Below are 18022 nucleotides of genomic sequence, written 5' to 3'. Positions count from 1 at the left end.
TGCTTGATGTGATCGTGCCGGCTCAGGTCAGGCGGGCGCGGATGTGCCTGATGTGCTCCGGCGTCGTACGGCAGCAGCCGCCGATCAGCGACGCGCCCGCCCGCTGCCACTCCTGAGCGGCCCGGCCGAACTCGACCGGGTCCGCCAGGCCCAGCCAGCGGCGGGCGCCGGCGTCCCACGACTCGCCCGAGTTGGGGTAGACCACCACCGGCAGGCCGCCCGCCAGGCACGAGATCAGCCCCGGGATGTGGCGCGGCGCCGTGCAATTGGCGCCCACCGCCACCACCTGCGGGTTTCCCGCGAACAACGCCGCCGCCTCCCGGATCGGCGTGCCGTCGTTGAGCCGCTCCCCGTCGCGGCACGAGAAGCTCACCCACGCCTTCACCCCCGGAGTGCGGGCCAGCAGCGCCGCCAGCGCCCGCGCCTCAGGGAACGACGGGATCGTCTCACAGGCCAGCAGGTCCGCCCCGGCCGCCGCCAGGATCTCCCAGCGCGGCAGGTGCCAGGCGTACAGGCCGTCCTCGTCGAGGTCGTAGTCGCCGGTGTACTCGGCGCCGTTGGCCAGATAGGCGCCGTACGGGCCCACCGAGGCCGCCACCAGCCCGTGCCCCGCCTCGTCCCGCGCCTGGGCGGCCAGCTCGACCGACAGCCGGATCAGCCGCTCCGCCTCCGCCACACCCAGGCCGCGCCGCGCGAACCCCGGCAGCGTCGCCTGATAGCTGGCCGTGGTCGCCACGTCGGCCCCGGCCGCGAAGTAGTCGGCGTGCGCGCGCCTGATCAGCGCCGGCTCCTCCAGCAGCAGCCGCGCCGACCACAGCTCGTCGCTCAGGTCCGCGCCGAGCTCCTCCAACCGCGTCGCCAGGCCGCCGTCCAGGACAAGTGTCATCACTTGACCAGCGTACGGGGCCGCCGGAACACCGCACGCCCGTCCGCCCGCGCGGGCACGTTCACGGCGAGCCGACACGGCGGCCCGCGGGTTGGTGGGCGGGCCGTGTGGCGGCCCGTGGGGTGCCGTGGGCGGCGGCGTGGGCGAGGGACGGGCCGTCCAGCACGATCACCTCGCCGGTGCCGATCTCGATCAGCCCGCGGCGCTCGAACGCCCGCAGGGCGCGGTTGACGCTCACCCTGGTCGCCCCGATCTCGGCCCCCAGACCGGCCTGCCCTCCGTCCAGCGGCACCCGGTACCGCCGCGGGCCCGAGATCGTCGACCAACTAGCGGTGCCGCGGCGTACCAGCCAGGCCGCCACCCGCGACGGCACGTCCCGTACCGACGCGTCCAGCAGCCGCTCGTCGAGGTCGCGCACGGTCGCCGCCAGCGTGCGCAGCAGCCGCGCCGCCACCGACGGCTCCGCGCCGACCAGCTCCAGCACGGCGGCGCGCGGCAGGTACACCACCTCCACCGCCGTCAGCGCCGTCCGGGTCGCGCGGTGCGCGCCGTCCACCAGCAGCGCCGTCTTGTCGAACGCCACCGGCGCCCCCTCCACGGCCAGCACCACCTCCCGGCCCTCGGCGCTCACCCGGGCCGCCTTGACCCGCCCGTCCAGCAGCACGATCAGGTCGTCGGCCGGATCCCCCTCCGTGCACAGCACCTGCCCGGCCGCATACCGCCGCCGGCGGGCCCGCGCCGCCAGCCCCCGCAGCCGCTCCTCACCGAGCCCGCCGAGCATGGGGAGATCGGCCAGCGTGTACGTCATGTATCCCGTGATACACCACGGCCGTGCCGCACGATGCTGACCACCGGGACGGCCCGGGCCTAACGTGCGGGGCATGGCGAGATACGTGGTGCAACTGGCCTTCGACGGCGACCCCCGGCGGCTCGCGGCCCGCCCCGCCCACCGGGAGCACCTGCGGCGGCTCAAGGAGCAGGGGCGGCTGGTGACCGCCGGGCCGTGGGCGGACGACAGCGGGGCGCTGCACGTGTACGAGGTGGCGGACGAGGCCGAGCTGCGGGACATCCTCCGGGAGGATCCGTACGCGGCGGTGGACGGCTCCCAGGTCGTGCTGCTGCGGGAATGGACCCCGATCATGTGACGGGCGGTCGCTCGGCCGCCCGTCACACGGGTTGTCAGGTGCGCTTCCAGAAGGGGCCGCGCCGCTTCGCCTCCGGGGGCTGCGGGCCCGGGACGGGGACTGGGGCCCGGGACTGGGGCGGCGCCGGGACCCGGGCGGGGCGGGCGTGCCGCCGCCGGTGAGCGTCGTCAGCACCTGGACGGCGCGGTCGTGCAGCGCCTGCGCGTCCGCGCCCGGCCGCTCGGCGCCCTCCAGCTCGCGGGCCAGCGTCTCCAGGTCCTCGTTCCCGCCGAGGAACGCCGCCAGCGCGGCCAGCCGGGTGCCCAGGTCCGCCAGGTACAGCAGGTCGGGCGCGGGCAGGGCGTTGAGCCGGTCGAGCTCGGCGACGAGCTGGGGACGTACCGACTCCAGCCGGTGCGTGGGCCGCCCGCCGGTCTTCGGCCAGGGACCGCCACGGGGAGCGGCCGGCGCGGGCATCGCCGGCCGGCCGGGCGCGGACGGCGGCACCATGCCGTGACCGGGAGCACCCCCACCAGGAGCGCCACCAGGAGCGCCGTCAGGGGCGCCTCCGGGAGCGCCGAACACCGGGCCGCCCTCCTGCGAGCCCGTGCCCACGAACCCCTGGTCCAGGTCGGACGGGCTGAGCCCGGGCGCGGACATCCGCATCCGGGGCGCCGCCATCGGGGCGGAGGTCAGCATCATGCCGGCCGCGAACGCGCCCGCCGCCGGCGCCGCGCTCGGCAGCTCCCAGCCGCTCGGCGGCTCCACCGGCTGGATGACGCGGTGCTCGGGGCCCTCGCCGGCGACCTGGCGGGTGTCCACGGCCACGTACGCGGTGAACCGGCAGAGCACGCCGTACTCCAGCGACGTCCGCACGATGCGGGGCTCCAGGTCGTGCTCGCCCATGGCGTACCGGTCCTCCAGCTCGCGCAGGTGCGCCCGCGCCCACACCGCGCGAAGGGCCGGATTGGCGGTGGTCACGCCGGGCACCCGCTCCTCCCACGGCCCGCCCGCGGCGGTGCCGCGCACGGTGACCGAGGAGCCCTCGCGGTAACGCCCGTACGCGCGCAGCGGCACGCCCGGGAAGATCGAGCCCAGGTGGGTGACCGTGCCGGGCTCGACGTCGAGGTCCTTGAGCGACAGGTCGGTGACCAGCGGGGCGCCGATCCTGCGGTGGATGGCGTCCATGGCGGCGTCGAGCCGGTCCTCCGACTCGACCAGCTCGCACCGCCCCGCGCCGAGCCCGGCCAGCCGGCCGAGGAACCCGGCGTTCACGGCCCGGTCGATGCCGACCGTGTGCACGCGCATGGCCGACAGCGCGCCGCCCGCCTGCTCCAGGATCTGGTCCTCGTTGCCCACCTGCCCGTCCGTGACCAGCACCACGACCCGCTCGCGCCCGGGCTCGGCGCCGCCCAGCAGGGTGGTGGCCTGGCGCAGCGGTTCGAGCAGCTCGGTGCCGCCGCGGGCGTCCACCCTGGCCAGGTGCTCGACCGCGCGGTACCGGTTGCGGTCGGACGCCTCCACCAGCCCCTCGAACGCCTGCTCCACCACGGAGTCGAACGTCAGCACCGCGAACCTGTCCTGCGGCGTCAGCGTGTCGACGATGCGGGCGGCGGCCCGGCGGGCGCAGACCATCTTCCAGCCGCCCATGCTGCCGGAACGGTCGAGCAGCAGCACCAGATCGCGCGGCGTGCGGGTGCCCTCCAGCGGCGGGGGCAGCAGCGTGAGCGCGAACGTGCCCTGACCGTCGAGCTGCAGCGACGTGGAGGCGTCGAACGACAGCCGCAGCACGAAGTCCCGGTCCAGCCGCTCACCCGGCCGCACCCGCACGGTCCGCCTCTCACCGCGCCCTTCCGCATGGCCTTCCTCCTCGACGACGTGCAGGCTGGAGGCCAGCTCGCGCAGCTCCAGCCCGGCCGCGTCCACCGTGGCGGTCAGCGACAGGCGTACCGGATTGGGGAAGCCCGGCAGCAGGACCGGCGGGCTGATCCTCGACGCGTCCGGCACCGCGTCGGTGTCGGGCGCGGTGCCGTCACCGGCCGGCGGGCCGTCGAGCGGGGTGCCCGGAACGTACCGCGGGGCCACCACCAGCGGGAACCGGAACGTGGCCGCACCGTCCTCGTACGGCAGCGGCTGGCTCATCGTCAGCGACACCGACACACGCTCACCGGGCAGGATGTTGCCCACCCTGATCGTGAACACGTCGGGCCGGTCCTCCTCGGCGATCGCCGCCCGCCTGCCCTCGCGCAGCGCGCGGTCGTAGTCGGCCCTGGCCTGGCCGCGCTCCTTCAGCACGCCCTCGACGACCCGGTCGTCGGCCTCCATCCGGAAGCGGGTGACGGCCGCGCGGTCGGGCAGCGGGAAGACGTACGTGGCCTCCAGCGTGACGTCGAACGGGTTCCTGAACCCCTGGGTGACCTCCACCCCGGCGATCAGGCCCGAGATGTCGGCGGCCACGTCCACGCTCTCCAGCGGCAGGTTGCCGCGCTCGGTCAGCAGCGCGCCGAACCCGGCGTCCGGCACCGGCGCGCACCGTGCGGGCTCCAGCGAAGTGATCCTCATGTCAGCTCCCTCTCTTCGAGCACCGCGAGCAGCGGCCGCGCCGCCGCCAGCACCGCCTGAACGTCCTCCTCCGACGGCACCCGGCCCGTGTCCAGCACCAGCCGCACCCCGTCTCCCAACCTGACCCCCGTCACCACCACACCCCGCACCCCAGCGCCCCATACCCGCTCGCCACCCTCCCCGCGCGCCCCGGGCTCCCGCGACAGGGTGCGATCCGGCGACCCGCCCACTCGACCGGCCGGGGTGAGGCTTGAGGACACGCCCGATTCGCCGGACGTGCCGTGGCTCTGCGCTGTGCCCGCCGGGCCGCCGGCCGCAGCTGTGCTCGCCGGGCCGTCGGACGCGGCTGTGCTCGCCGGATCGCCGGGCGTGGCGGGGTTCGGCGCTGTTCCCGCCCGGTCGCCGGGCGTGGCGGGGCTCGGTGGCGCGCTCGCTGCCTGGGACGGCCCGCCCAGCGGTAGCGCTCCTGCCTCGCCGCCTGCGCCGCGACCGGACGGCACGCCTGCCTCTCCGGCCGCGCCGGGGGTCGGTGGGATGGCGGCCGGGCGAGTGCCCGCAGGCCGTGCCGGGCCCTCGGATCGCTGGGTGCCGGGCTCGCGCGCGGGGTCACCGCCGGGCCGCGCGGGGTCGCCGCCATGCTCGCGTGCGGGGTCGCCGCCGCGCTCGCGTGCGGGGTCGTCGCTGGGGAGCGCGTCCGGCTGCTGCCCTGGATGGGCGGGTGCCGCACCGACGCCGGGCCGCTCGGCCCAGAACCTGCCGCGCACGGACTCGCCTCCGCCGGGCGCCGCCGCACGTGACGGGGCTGCGGCCTCACGGTGGCCTTCCGACGCCTCGCCCGCCTGCGCCTCGCCTATCGCCGCCTGCGCATCGCCCGCCTGCGCTTGGCTTGCTTGCGCCTGCGCTGCCTGGGCCTCGTCTGGCCACACGTGGCCCGGCTGTGCCTGGCTTGCCGGCGCCTTGCCTGCCCGCGCCTGACCCGCTGGCGCGTCGCTCGCCTGTGTCTCGCTTGGCCGCGCGTGGCCGCCTCCACCCTGGGCCGTCCTCGCTCCGTCGGCGGCTGCCGGTGCCGGGAGGGGGCCGTCCAGGTGGGCGGCCGATTCCAGCATGCGGTCCGTGGCGCCGGCCAGGACGACCTGGATCTCGGCGATCGATCGGCCGGCCGCCTGCAAGCGTTTCACGGCGACGAGTTGCAGCAGGTGCCGCCGCCCGTACCGGGCGATGCGGCCGCGGCGGGTGAGGGGCGGGTCGACCAGGCCGATCGTGGTGTACCACCTGATGAGCCGCTCGCTCGGCACGTCGCGGACCCGCCCGTTGGGAGGGGACGGCGCGCCGGCGCGCAGGGTGCGCGCCGCGTGCTCGGCCAGCTCGCCGATCGTCCAGGTGTCACTCATAAGCCCACAATGACACTGTCACTATTACAGTGTCAATGTCGTTGGAGGCCGGAAGATGTGACGCCCGGATTTCGTTCTTAAATGTGTAAATTCCGACCGAAGGGGAGGAAGTAGGACATGGCTACCATCACCGGCCCGCTCTCGGGCGACGCCAAGAACACTGTCGCCGAGGCCCTCCAGGGCGCCCTCGTGGACCTCATCGACCTGTCGCTGGTCGCCAAGCAGGCGCACTGGAACCTCATCGGCACGCACTTCCGCTCGATCCACCTCCAGCTCGACGAGGTCGTCGCGCTGGCGCGTACGCACATGGACACGATCGCCGAGCGCGCCGTCGCCCTGGGCGTCAACCCGGACGGCCGCGCCGCCACGATCGCCCGCACGAGCGACATCCAGCAGCCGGAGAGCGGCTGGATCGAGGACGGCAAGGTGCTGGCGACGATCACCGACGTCCTCGACGGCATCAGCAAGCGCATGTACGAGCGCATCCGCGCCACCGAGGAGGCCGACCCCGTCAGCCAGGACCTCCTGATCGCCGTGGCGCAGGAGATCGACAAGCAGCACTGGATGTTCCAGGCGCAGCGCTGACCCCCAGCGCGAGGACGGCCCGGGCCCCGCGCCCGGGCTTTCGCGTGCCAGGGACGGCCGGCTGAATACGGGACCAGGTCCGGACGTGGGCGATCCCGACAGAGTGCTGTCACCCCGTCCGATCTTCGCGGGCGGGCGCGCTTCCACGCATCTCGCCCGGCCGATGGTCCGGCGGCTGGTCGCGGGAGCGCGTACCCCCGCCGTCTGTACGGAACGTCACCACGCGCGGACCGCCCGGCGAACGGGAAGCGGGGTTTGCGCAGAGTTTGATGTCGCGAGTCCCTGCCATTCATGTCGGTGCGGTCGACTAGCGTGGCACCTAGAGGGAGGCCCCACGATGTCGCGCAAGACTCTCCTCCGCACGGGCCCGCTCGTGTCGGGCGGCGTCAGCCCGTACGGTCCGCTCGGCCTGGCAGGCACGGGTGGCTTGGCGCTGCCCCCAGGGTTCACCGGCCGGGTCGTCGCCCGATCCGGCGAGAAGGTCGCCGGCCTGACCTGGCACGCGGCCCCCGACGGCGGCGCCTGTTTCCCCGACGGCGGCGGCTGGATCTACGTCAGCAACTCCGAGCTGCCCCTGCTCGGCGGCGCGTCGGCGCTGCGGTTCCGCGCCGACGGCAGCATCGCCGACGCCTACCGCATCCTGTCGGGCACCGATCTCAACTGCGCCGGCGGCGCCACGCCGTGGCACACCTGGCTGTCGTGCGAGCTCGGCCACCGCGGCCGCGTCTTCGAGTGCGACCCCTACGGCGCCCGCGCCGCCCGGCCGCGCCTGGCGATGGGCCGCTTCAAGCACGAGGCCGCCGCCTGCGACCCCGAGCGCCGCGTCATCTACATGACGGAAGACGAGCCCGACGGCTGCTTCTACCGCTTCCGGCCCAGTGACTGGGGCGACCTGACGGAGGGCACGCTGGAGGTGCTGTGCGCCTCCGGCCACTGGCAGGCCGTGCCCTCGCCGGCCGCCCTGCTCAAGGAGGCCCGCCACCAGGTCGAGGACGCCCGCCACTTCGACGGCGGCGACGGCTGCCACTACGCGGGCGGGGTGTGCTACTTCACCACGAAGGGCGACACCGGCCTGTGGGCGTACGACGCGCAGAGCTCGACCCTCGACCGGCTGTGCGAGGGCGTGCGCGCCATCACCGCCGCTCCTTCCGGCGATCTGTACGTCGCCAGGGAGCGGCCCGAGATCGACGTCATCGCGCCCGACCGGGCGGTGACGCCGTTCCTGCGGCTGGAGGGGCACGACGGGGCCGAGCTGACCGGGCTCGCCTTCTCCCCTGACGGCGAGCGGCTCTACTTCTCGGCCAGGCGCGGCCGCACCGAGGGCCACACGTTCGAGGTCTCGGGCCCGTTCCGCGCCTGACCCGCCCGAAGCCGGTCGCGCGGCCCCTGCGACGGCCGAGCTTCGGGAGTCGGTCGCGCGGCCGTGCCCGCCTGGCCCGCCCGAAGTCGTTCGCGCGGTCCTGTGACGCGTGAGCTGCCTGGCTGCTGTAACGCGTGAGCCGAAGCCGGTCGCGCGGCTTCGGCTCGTGCGCGCCCAAGTCCAGACTTCAGGCCACGGGCCGGAGTCCGGCGCGAGCCTCAGCCCGAGCTCCCGCGCCTGGGCGAGGCGCGCCGGGGCGGGGCTACGACAGGTAGCGCACCAGCATCAGCTTGAGTTCGGTCACGAGCTCGGCCGCCCGCTCCGGCCCCGACGTGCTGATCATCGGCATCACCGCCTTCACCATGGCCAGCGCCATGGTGCCCGTGAGCTGGGCGCGTTCCTCGGAGAGGGTGGGGGAGCGGCGGCGGAGCATGGCGGCGATGTGCCCCGCGATGTCCTCGTGCAGCCGTTGTGACGCCGCCGCGAGCCGGTCGCCGGTCGCGGTGCCGTACAGGAGCGACCAGTACGCGGGCGACGCGGTCTTGAAGCGCACGCTCTCGTCCACGAGCTGTCCCACCAGCGCTTCCAGCGGCACCTCGGGGGTGACGGCGGCGAGCCGGTCGGCCCAGAACGCCTGCCGGTCGTCGGTGTAGCGGGTGACGAGCCCGTCGAGGATCTCCTCCTTGTTCCTGAAGAACTGGTACAGCGACCCGGGTGACATCCCGGCCCGCGCGGCGACCTGGTTGGTGGTCATCTCGGGGTAGCCGACCTCGGCGATCACCTGCTCGGCGGCGTCGAGGATGTCGGCCATGCGTTTGAGGCCGCGCGCCTGCCGGCGGACCGTGCGTTCAGGCATGGGTCTCCTCGTGGAGAGATACGACTCGTTGACAAATACGAGCATTCACTTGTATTTCTGGGTCTGAACGTAAAACACGAGCAGTTTACCGAGTTTTCGGGGAGATCTCATGGTGACGACCCGCGCCCGCCCGGTCACGGCGAGCCCGCCGCTGCGCAGGCTGGGCTTCTTTCTCGCCCGCCGCCACCGGCTCGTGCTCGCGCTCGCGCTGGCCCTGCTGGCCGGCGCCGGGGTGCTGGCGGCGGGGGCGGCGTCGGGGTTGTCGCTGTCCAGGTTCGAGGCGCCGGGCTCGGAGTCGGACCGGGCGCAGCGGGAGCTGGTCGAGCGGTTCGGCACCGGCAGCCCCGACATGATCTTCCTGGTGACGGCCAGGCGCGGCACCGTGGACGACCCGGCCGTCGAGGCCGCGGGCAGGGAGCTGACCGAGCGGGCCGGCCGCCACGAGGGCGTGGCCGAGTCCGCCTCGTACTGGACCCGCGGCAAGCCCGCCACCCTGCGCAGCCGCGACGGCAGGCACGCGCTGATCGTCGTCCGCATCCCGGGCGACGCCGACCACGTGCGGGCCGAGGTCCTGCCCCGGCTGGTCCCCGAGATCACCCGGGGGAGTGACCTGCTGCAAGTGCGGGCCGGGGGAGGGGAGGAGGTGTTCAGGGAGACGGTGCCGCTGGCCAGGCAGGACTTCGTGCGGGCCGAGCTGGTCATCTTCCCGCTGGCGTTCGTGCTGCTCTGGCTCTACCAGCGGCGCGTCATGGCGGCCCTGGTGCCGATCCTGGCCGGCGTGTACGCCATGGTGCTCGGCCTGGCGCTGCTCGGCGGCGTCCTGCTGTTCGCCGACATCTCCACCTTCGCGCTCAACCTGACCCTCGCCATGGGCCTCGGCCTGGGCATCGACTACTGCCTGTTCGTCATCCAGCGTTTCCGCGAGGAGACGCGGCGTGGCGTGGACCGGGCCGCCGCGGTCGCCGGGGCCGTCGAGCACGCGGGGCGGACGGTGCTGTTCAGCGGCCTGACCGTGGCTTCGTCGCTGGCGGTGCTGTTCGCGCTGCCGTTCGACTTCCTGCGTTCCTTCGCCTATGCCGGGATCGCGGTCGTGGCGGGCGGGCTGGTGGCGGCGGTGATCGTGCTGCCCGCCGTGCTGGCCGCGATCGGCGGCGCCTTCCTGCCGAGGAGGCCGGTCCCCGAGCGGGCGGACGGCTTCTGGCACGGCCTGGCCACCCGGGTGATGCGCCGGCCGCTGGTGTTCGGCGGGCTGGCCACGGCGCTGCTGCTGGTGCTCGCCTCGCCGTTCCTGGGCCTGCGGTTCGGCGTGGCCGACGACCGCATCCTGCCGCCGGAGGCGTCCTCGCGGCAGACGCAGGACGTCATCCGCCGGTCCTTCCCTGCGGAGGAGACCGACGCCATCCAGCTCGTGTCCAAGGGCGCAGTGGCGGGCGACGTCGCCCCCTACGCCGCGAGCCTGTCCAGGCTGCCCGGCGTGGCCCAGGTGGACTCGGCGGCGGGCTCGTACGCGGGCGGCACCCGCGTCGGCGACGGCGAGCCCGCCAGGTTCGAGGGGCCGGGCACGTGGTTGTCGGTGGTCCCGTCAGCGGCGGCGCTGGCCGACGACCCCGTCCGCCTCGTCGAGGCCGTCCGCGCGGTGCCGCCGCCCTTCGAGGTGCTGGTCGGCGGCTACCCGGCCGAGCTGGCCGACTACCGCTCCTCGGTCGTGGACCGGCTGCCGCTGCTGCTGGCGCTCATGCTGGCCGTGACGTTCGCCGTCCTGTTCCTCATGACGCGCAGCGTGGTCATCCCGATCAAGGCGACGCTGCTGAACGTCCTCAGCCTCGGCGTCATGTTCGGCGCCATCGTCTGGATTTTCCAGGACGGCCACCTGTCCGGCCTGCTCGGCTTCACCCCGACGGGCACGCTCGACCCGAGCATCCCGATCCTGATGCTCTGCGTCGCCTACGGGCTGTCGATGGACTACGAGGTCTTCCTCCTGTCCAGGATCAAGGAGGAGTACGACCGGACGGGCGACACGGAGTCGGCCGTGGCCACGGGCCTTCAGGCGGGGGCGCCGCTGATCACGGCGGCCGGCGGCATCCTGGCGCTGTCGTTCGCCGCCTACGCGACGGCGTCGGTGGCGTTCGTGCAGATGCTGGGCGTCGGCATGGCGGTGGCCGTGCTGGTGGACGCCACCGTGATCAGGGCGGTGCTGGTGCCGAGCCTGATGCGCCTGGCGGGGCCGCTCAACTGGTGGCCCCGCGCCCGGCCTCGCTGAGGGGGGTCAGAGGTCTCGGGACCACATCTGCTCGGTGACCTCGACCCCGTTCTCCATCCCCTTCTCCTCCGAGTCCAGCTCGAACCCGGCCGCCTGGTAGATGCGCCGCGCGCTCTCCAGGCAGTCGCGCGTCCACAACACGATCCGCTTGTATCCCTCGGCCCGCGCGTGCCGCAGGCACTCGTCCACGAGCCGCCGCCCGATGCCGAGGCCCCGGGCGGACGGCTCGACGAGCAGCATCCGCAGCTTGGCCGTGGTGTCGTCCTGCCGCACGCAGAACACGCAGCCGGCCCGCTCCCCGTCGACCTCGGCGATCCAGCCGGTGTCGCGGGAGAAGTCGAGGTCGCCGACGATCCGGGCGACGAGCTGCTCGAACTCGGTGCCCCAGCCGTACTCGGCGCTGTAGAGGGCGCCGTGCCGGTAGACGACCCAGCCCAGGTCGCCGGTGCGGGGCGGCCTGATGACGTACGGCGCGCGCGCCTGCCCGCCGCCCCCCAGCAGCCGCCTGATCGTGGCCATGCTGCCGACCAGCCGCTCCTGGTCGGTCTCGGGCAGGCCGTCGAGCAGGGCGCCGATCTCCTCCGACGAGCGCTTGTCGAGCGCGGCGAAGACCTCGGCGCCGGCCGGGGTGAGCGCGACGAGCTGCTTGCGCGCGTCGGCGGCCGAGCGCTCGCGCGTGATCAGGCCGTCGCTCTCGAAGCGGGCGAGGATGCGGCTGAGGTATCCGGCGTCCAGGCCGAGCAGCCCGCGCAGCTCGCCGGTCTCCATGCGCTCGGCGTGCGCCAGCTCGAACAGCACTCTCACCTCGGTCAGCGAGTACGGCGAGTTGAGCATCCCCGCCTGGAGCGCGCCGATCACCTTCGTATAGAACCGGTTGAAGGCTCTGACCTCAGAAACCCTTGCCTCTGTCAACGAACTCATTGCCTTAGTCAACCATAGGAGGATCCCGCTGTGAAGCACGTGCGCATAGGCGGATACGGCCCCGGCATCGTCACGCTCGGCGCCCCCGGGGAGCAGGGGCTGGCGCGGGTGGCGGCGCCGTCGTTCCTGGCCGCCCACCCCACGCTGCCGGTGCTGTACGCGGTGGGCGAGCTCGAACGCGGCTGGCTCACCGCGTTCCAGGCCGACGGGGTCAGGCTCGGCGCGCTGGACGAGCGCCCCAGCGAGGGCCACAGCCCCTGCCACGTCGCCGTGCACCCCGAGGGCCACCTCCTCGCCGTCGCCAACTACGGCGACGGCACCGCCACCCTCTACCGGCTGGACGAGCGCGGCGCGTTCGCCGGGGAGCCGATCGTGCTGCGCCACCAGGGCTCCGGCCCGAACGCCGAACGCCAGGAAGGCCCGCACGCCCACCAGGCCGTCTTCCACGACGGCCTGCTGCACGTCTCCGACCTCGGCACCGACGAGATCCGCCGCTACCACCTCGACGGCACCCCGCTGGAGCCGATCACCCTGGCCCCCGGCACCGGCCCGCGCCACTTCGCCTTCGCCGGCTCGCGTCTGTACGTGGCGGGCGAGCTCGACGGCACTGTGACCCTCGTCGAGGGCGAGCGGCGCACGGTCGTGCGCGCCTCCCGGCAGGAGGGCGAGAACGCGCCCTCGCACCTCCAGGTGCACGGCGACCTCGTCTACGTCGCCAACCGTGGCCCCAACACGATCTCGGTGCTGCGGGCGGCCGACCTGTCACCGGTGGCCGAGGTGCCCTCCGGCGGCACCTGGCCCCGGCACTTCGCCATCGACGGCGACCGCATGTACGTGGCCAACCAGAACGCCGGCACCGTCACCTCCTTCCGGCTCCAGGACGACGGGGTGCCGGTGCCGGACGGGGAGTCGTACGAGGTGGAAAGCCCGGCCTGCGTGTTGATCATGTAAGGAGTTCGCCAAGTCGGGGCCCGCCCGCGCGACCGGTCACGACCATGGGCCCGTGCGCCGAATCCTGCTCGCTCTCGTCCTGCTGGCCGCCGCCTGCGGCCCGCCGCCCGCCACCCGGCCGCCCGCCGCCCGCCGCCCGCGACGGCGGGGCCCGCGAAGCCGCCGGTCGCCGACGTCCAGGAGTCGTGGCGGATCACCCGGCACGGCGCCGAGCACGAGATCGAGGGCTACGCCGACCGGGTGAGCGTGCTGCCGGGCGAGCGGTTCCGGCTGCACGTCTCCACCACCGCTCCGCGCTTCACCGCCCTCGCCTTCCGCATGGGCGCCAACCCCGCCAAGGTGTGGGAGTCGGCGCGCACCCCCGGCACCCGGCAGGCGCCGGCCCGGGTCGTGAACGGCACCGTGACCGCCGCCCACTGGAGCCCGTCGCTCACCGTGGACACCGCCGGCTGGCCCGAAGGCGCGTACCTCATCAGGCTCGACGCCTCCACCGGCGGCCAGCGCTACGTCCCCGTCACCGTGCGCTCCGCCTCCACCGCCGGGCGCGTGGTGATCGTGAACGCGGTCACCACCTGGCAGGCGTACAACCTGTGGGGCGGCCGCAGTCTCTACACCGGCCCCGGCGGGTTCGGCCACCGCTCGCGCGCCGTCACCTTCGACCGCCCCTACGACGGCACCGGCGCCCGGCTCTTCCTCGACTTCGAGAAGGACGCGCTGGCCGTGGCCGAGGAGAGCGGGGTGCCGCTGGCGTACCTGACCGACCTGGACCTCGTGCCCGGCGCGCTCGACGGCGCCCGCGCGCTCTTCTCGCTCGGGCACGACGAGTACTGGTCGCCCGGCATGCGCGCGACCGTCACCCGGGCCAGGGACCACGGCACGAACCTCGCCTTCCTCGGCGCCAACGCCGTCTACTGGCGCATCGCGCTGCGCGGCCGGCAGGTCGTGTGCGACAAGGAGCGGGTGTGCGACCTGTGGCGGGAGACGGCGCCGGAGAGCGCGCTGGTGGGGCAGATGTACGACTGCTTCCCCGCCGAAGGGGTCTACCGGGTGAGCAGGCCCGGGCACTGGATCTTCGCGGGGACGAAGGGGCGGCGCTTCCCCGGCCTGGTCGGGGTGGAGACCGACCGGGTGTCGCGGGGCTCGCCGGCCGGGGTCCAGGTGCTGGCCGAGTCGCCGTTCTCCTGTGGCGGGCGGGCGAGCGTCAGCCACAGCACGTACTACACGGCGCCGAGCGGGGCCGGGGTGTTCGCCTCCGGCACCATGCGGTGGGTGTGCGCGCTGCGCGGGCGGCGCTGCGGGCACGGCGTCACCGACGCGGCCGCCGCCTTCACCCGCCGCGCCACCCTCAACCTCCTCACCCGCTTCGCCGAAGGCCCGGCAGGCAACCCGCCGCCCGCGCCGTCCGCCTCGTCGGCGCCGTCCGCGCGACCGGCGGGGGCCCGGAGCGGCGACGCGGGGTCTTGAGGGTGGGTGGCGGAGTCAGGAGCCGTGGGCGGCGGCGGTCGCGAGGCGGACGGCCGCGCGCCACCGCTCGTAGGCGGCGTCGTCCCGCTCGCCCGGCTCGAAGCGCCGTTCGAGGTGCCAGGTCTTGCGCAGCTCGGCCTGCGACCCCCACACGCCCGCCCCCAGCCCCGCCAGGAACGCGGCCCGAGCGCGGTCGTCTCCTGGACGGCGGGCCGCTCCACCGGGGTGCCGAGCTGGTCGGCCTGGAGCTGCATGAGCAGGTCGTTGGCGCTGGCGCCGCCGTCGGCCTTGAGCACGGAGATGGCGCCGGGCTCGGGGCTCATGGACTCGACAACGTCGCGCACCTCGTACGCGATCGCCTCCAGCGTGGCCCTGACCAGGTGCGCCCGCGTGGTGCCGCGGGTGATGCCGGTGATCAGCCCGCGCGCCTGAGGGTCCCAGTGCGGCGCCCCGAGCCCGGTCAGCGCGGGCACGAACACGACGCCGCCGCTGTCGGGCACGGTGCGGGCGACGGCCTCCGACTCGGGGGCCGTCCCGATGACGCCGAGCCCGTCGCGCAGCCACTGCACCGCCGCCCCAGTCACGAAGATCGATCCTTCCAGCGCGAACGTGCGCTCGCCCGACGGCGTCTGCCAGGCCACCGTGGTCAGCAGCCCCGAGCCGGAGCGCACGATCCGGTCGCCGAGGTTGGTCAGCACGAACGAGCCCGTGCCGTAGGTGCACTTGACGTCGCCCACGTCGAAGCACGTCTGCCCGAACAGCGCCGCCTGCTGGTCGCCGGCGACGCCGCTGATGGGCACGTCGAGCCCGAGGAACGCCGACGGGTCGGTACGCCCGATCGGGCCGTGATTGGGCACGATCTCCGGCAGGGCCGCCTCCGGCACCCCGAACAGCTCGCACAGCTCCGGCTCCCAGGTGCCGGACTCCAGCCCGTACAGGAGGGTGCGCGAGGCGTTGGACGGGTCGGTGACGTGCCGCGCGCCCGCCGTCAGCCTGGCGATGAGGTACGAGTCCACCGTCCCGATGGCCAGATTTCCGGACGTGACGCCGTCCCACACCCGGGGGTCGTTCTCGGCCAGCCAGGTCAGCTTGGTCGCGGTGAAGTAGGGGTCGAGGCGCAGCCCGGTCAGCTCCGACACGCGCGGCTCGTGCCCGGCCTCGCGCAGGCGCCCGCACAGGGCGGCGGTGCGGCGGTCCTGCCAGACGATCGCGCGGCGGGGCGCGGCGAGCGTGCGCCGGTCCCACAGGACGGCGGTCTCGCGCTGGTTGGTGATGCCCACGCAGGACGGCGGCCCGGGGGCGTCGCGCAGCGCCGTGGCGCACGCCGAGAGGGTGGCCTGCCAGATGTCCTCGGGGTTGTGCTCGACCCGGCCGGGCCGCGGAAAATGCTGCGCGAATTCTTCGTAGCCCTTGGAGATGATCTGCCCGTTTTCTGTAACTACCAGCGCCGTTACCCCGGTTGTTCCGGCGTCAATCGCGAGCACAATCATGAAATTTCCTCCGCAGTTTCAAGCAGACGCAGGTTTAGTTTTTCGGGCTGGCGTTTGGTCTAGACCACTGTGTGTGATGCCGGGCACAATGCGAGTCTGACATCAAGGTCTGGTTCGTGACCCCTATCTGGGAGGAACCCGCCATGCGTATTGGAGTGCTGACCGGAGGCGGCGACTGCCCCGGGCTCAACGCCGTGATCAGGGCAGTGGTGCGTAAGGGGGTGAGCGTCTACGGTCATGAGTTCGTCGGCTTCCGTGACGGCTGGCGCGGCCCCCTCGAAGGCGACACGATGCCCCTCGACATCCAGGCCGTGCGCGGCATCCTGCCGCGCGGCGGCACGATACTGGGCTCCTCCCGCACGAACCCCATGAAGATCGAGAACGGGGTCGGCCGGATCAAGGAGAACCTGGCCGCCACCGGTGTGGACGCGCTGATCGCCATCGGCGGCGAGGACACCCTTGGCGTCGCCAAGCAGCTCTACGACCGCGAGGTCAACGTCGTGGGCGTGCCCAAGACCATCGACAACGACCTGTCCGGCACCGACTACACCTTCGGCTTCGACACCGCGGTCAACATCGCGATGGAGGCCATCGACCGGCTGCACACCACCGCCGAGTCCCACCACCGGGCGCTGATCTGCGAGGTCATGGGCCGGCACGCGGGCTGGATCGCGCTGCACGCGGGCATGGCCGGCGGCGCCAACGTCATCCTCATCCCGGAGAAGCCGTTCGACATCGACCGGGTCTGCGAGTACGTCGAGTCCCGCTTCCGCACCCGCTACTCGCCCATCATCGTGGTCGCCGAGGGCGCGCACCCCATCGAGGGGCAGATGGAGCTGCAGGCGGGCACGCTCGACGCGTTCGGCCACGTGCGGCTCGGCGGCATTGGCGAGGTGCTGGCCAAGGAGATCGAGAAGCGCACCGGCAAGGAGGCCCGCACGACGGTGCTCGGCCACATCCAGCGCGGCGGCACGCCCACGGCCTACGACCGGGTGCTGGCCACCAGGTTCGGGTTGCAGGCGATCGACGCGGCCCACGAGGGCGACTACGGCAAGATGGTCGCGCTGCGCGGCACCGACATCGTGCGGGTCGGCCTCGACGAGGCCACCGCCGAGCTGAAGACCGTGCCGGTGGAGCGCTACTCCGAGGCCGAGGTCTTCTTCGGGTAACGCCGTGCCGCCCGGATAACCAGGTGAAAGCGGCTCGCAAGCGGGCGGCCGTACCTTGAGGGCAGCGGGGTTACCGCTACAACCCCCTCAGGGTACGGCTTGCGCCGCGGAGAGTCGGCGGCCCACCATGCGGTGCAAGCCGTATCTCAGTCTTGTGGCTCACCCGCGGGGCGTGCCGAAGAGATCCACCTCCGGCGCGCCCTCGTCGCCCCCGCGCAGCCGCTCCCGGTACGCGGCCTCGCTGCGCAGCTCCTTCTCCGAGGGCGACAGGATGACGGTGAGCAGCAGCCCCACCGTGATGACGCTGATGCCGACGATGAGCGGCAGCAGGAAGTCGATGGCCCGCGCGCCGGGCACCGCCGTCATCTCCTCGTGCGAGGCGACCGACATCGAGAACATGCCGGTGTAGTGCATGCCCGACACCGCCACGCCCATGACCAGCGCCGCCCCGCCGATCCTGAGCGCGCCGCTGACCCGCAACGTGAACCACAGCGCCACCGTGGCCGCCGCCACCGCGATCAGCACCGACAGCGTCACCACGACCGGGTCGTAGGAGACGTGGCCGGACATGTTCAAGGCGGCCATGCCCATGTAGTGCATGGCCGCCACGCCGATGCCGGTCAGGACGCCGCCGCCGAGCAGGTAGGCCCGCCGCTCGCCGCCGTGGGAGGCCAGGAACAGGCCCATCCCCACGACGACGACCGCGACGAGCGCGGAGGCGGCGGTCAGCGGGACGTCGTACCGGATCGCCAGGCCGTCGACGGAGAAGCCGAGCATGGCGATGAAGTGCATCGTCCAGATGCCGGTGCCGCCGATGGCGAGGGCCGCGCCGATGAGCCACCACTTGGCCTCACGCCCGCCGATCAGCCTCGCGCGCGAGGTGAGCAGCAGGCCGAGCATGGAGCCCACGCTGGACATGATGTACGCGGTTACAGGCGTTAAGAGCCCATAGGAGAAATGATCGATCGGCGACATGCCCCACCCATCCCTTACCCACCGATAA

General features: G+C 73.6%; 13 protein-coding genes and 1 pseudogene. 6 read left to right on the top strand and 8 right to left on the bottom strand.

Annotated elements, in window-relative coordinates; all coding sequences use genetic code 11:
• Nucleotides 1-22: 22 nt before the first annotated feature.
• The 4 genes from mmuM to KIS93_RS66200 form a co-directional block, all read right to left on the bottom strand.
• The gene (gene mmuM, locus KIS93_RS43395; RefSeq protein ID WP_080041154.1) at nucleotides 23-886 is read right to left on the bottom strand and encodes a homocysteine S-methyltransferase; all 864 of its coding nucleotides are present in this window, start codon (nucleotides 884-886) and stop codon (nucleotides 23-25) included.
• 61 nt (nucleotides 887-947) lie between these two features.
• On the bottom strand, nucleotides 948-1694 hold the full coding sequence (locus tag KIS93_RS43390; protein ID WP_186404768.1) for a Crp/Fnr family transcriptional regulator: 747 nt from the start codon (nucleotides 1692-1694) through the stop codon (nucleotides 948-950).
• A complete protein-coding gene (locus KIS93_RS69560; protein ID WP_478212901.1) occupies nucleotides 1648-4572 on the bottom strand; it encodes a VIT domain-containing protein in 2925 nt (974 codons plus the stop codon). Before KIS93_RS69560 ends, KIS93_RS43390 begins: the two co-directional genes overlap by 47 nt.
• A complete protein-coding gene (locus KIS93_RS66200) occupies nucleotides 4569-5963 on the bottom strand; it encodes a MerR family transcriptional regulator (RefSeq protein WP_230466417.1) in 1395 nt (464 codons plus the stop codon). Before KIS93_RS66200 ends, KIS93_RS69560 begins: the two co-directional genes overlap by 4 nt.
• Nucleotides 5964-6080: 117 nt before the next feature.
• On the opposite strand from KIS93_RS66200, the gene KIS93_RS43370 reads away from it, so the two are divergent.
• Together KIS93_RS43370 and KIS93_RS43365 are read left to right on the top strand one after the other, a co-directional pair.
• Complete coding sequence (locus KIS93_RS43370; protein ID WP_080041150.1) at nucleotides 6081-6548, top strand: Dps family protein; 468 nt, start codon at nucleotides 6081-6083, stop codon at nucleotides 6546-6548.
• 337 nt (nucleotides 6549-6885) lie between these two features.
• A complete protein-coding gene (locus KIS93_RS43365) occupies nucleotides 6886-7908 on the top strand; it encodes an alkaline phosphatase PhoX (RefSeq protein WP_080041149.1) in 1023 nt (340 codons plus the stop codon).
• Between the two features lie 262 nt (nucleotides 7909-8170).
• Here the strand turns inward: KIS93_RS43365 and KIS93_RS43360 are convergent, their stop codons facing one another.
• A complete protein-coding gene (locus KIS93_RS43360; protein ID WP_230466416.1) occupies nucleotides 8171-8764 on the bottom strand; it encodes a TetR/AcrR family transcriptional regulator in 594 nt (197 codons plus the stop codon).
• A 109-nt stretch (nucleotides 8765-8873) separates the two neighbouring features.
• Between KIS93_RS43360 and KIS93_RS43355 the strand changes: the two genes are divergently transcribed.
• Nucleotides 8874-11024, top strand: coding sequence for an MMPL family transporter (locus KIS93_RS43355; protein ID WP_080041147.1), 2151 nt, complete (start codon nucleotides 8874-8876; stop codon nucleotides 11022-11024).
• 6 nt (nucleotides 11025-11030) lie between these two features.
• Here the strand turns inward: KIS93_RS43355 and KIS93_RS43350 are convergent, their stop codons facing one another.
• The gene (locus KIS93_RS43350; RefSeq protein WP_230466415.1) at nucleotides 11031-11882 is read right to left on the bottom strand and encodes a bifunctional helix-turn-helix transcriptional regulator/GNAT family N-acetyltransferase; all 852 of its coding nucleotides are present in this window, start codon (nucleotides 11880-11882) and stop codon (nucleotides 11031-11033) included.
• A gap of 93 nt (nucleotides 11883-11975) precedes the next feature.
• Between KIS93_RS43350 and KIS93_RS43345 the strand changes: the two genes are divergently transcribed.
• Nucleotides 11976-12896, top strand: a complete 921-nt coding sequence (locus KIS93_RS43345; RefSeq protein WP_080041145.1) for a lactonase family protein — start codon at nucleotides 11976-11978, stop codon at nucleotides 12894-12896.
• A gap of 240 nt (nucleotides 12897-13136) precedes the next feature.
• Nucleotides 13137-14360 carry a N,N-dimethylformamidase beta subunit family domain-containing protein gene (locus tag KIS93_RS68470; protein ID WP_186404767.1) on the top strand — a complete coding sequence of 408 codons (1224 nt, stop codon included), beginning with the start codon at nucleotides 13137-13139 and terminating at the stop codon, nucleotides 14358-14360.
• A 239-nt stretch (nucleotides 14361-14599) separates the two neighbouring features.
• Here the strand turns inward: KIS93_RS68470 and KIS93_RS43335 are convergent.
• Nucleotides 14600-15850 (bottom strand): annotated as a pseudogene (locus KIS93_RS43335) (FGGY family carbohydrate kinase); the annotation flags it as partial.
• Nucleotides 15851-15993: 143 nt separating this feature from the next.
• On the opposite strand from KIS93_RS43335, the gene KIS93_RS43330 reads away from it, so the two are divergent.
• Nucleotides 15994-17019 carry a 6-phosphofructokinase gene (locus KIS93_RS43330; RefSeq protein WP_080041143.1) on the top strand — a complete coding sequence of 342 codons (1026 nt, stop codon included), beginning with the start codon at nucleotides 15994-15996 and terminating at the stop codon, nucleotides 17017-17019.
• 159 nt (nucleotides 17020-17178) lie between these two features.
• Here the strand turns inward: KIS93_RS43330 and KIS93_RS43325 are convergent, their stop codons facing one another.
• The gene (locus KIS93_RS43325) at nucleotides 17179-17919 is read right to left on the bottom strand and encodes an MHYT domain-containing protein (RefSeq protein WP_230466538.1); all 741 of its coding nucleotides are present in this window, start codon (nucleotides 17917-17919) and stop codon (nucleotides 17179-17181) included.
• Nucleotides 17920-18022: the final 103 nt, after the last annotated feature.

This window comes from [Actinomadura] parvosata subsp. kistnae (genome assembly GCF_900323885.1).
Taxonomy (GTDB): Bacteria; Actinomycetota; Actinomycetes; order Streptosporangiales; family Streptosporangiaceae; genus Nonomuraea; species Nonomuraea composti.
This window is presented reverse-complemented; position numbering and strand designations above follow the sequence as displayed.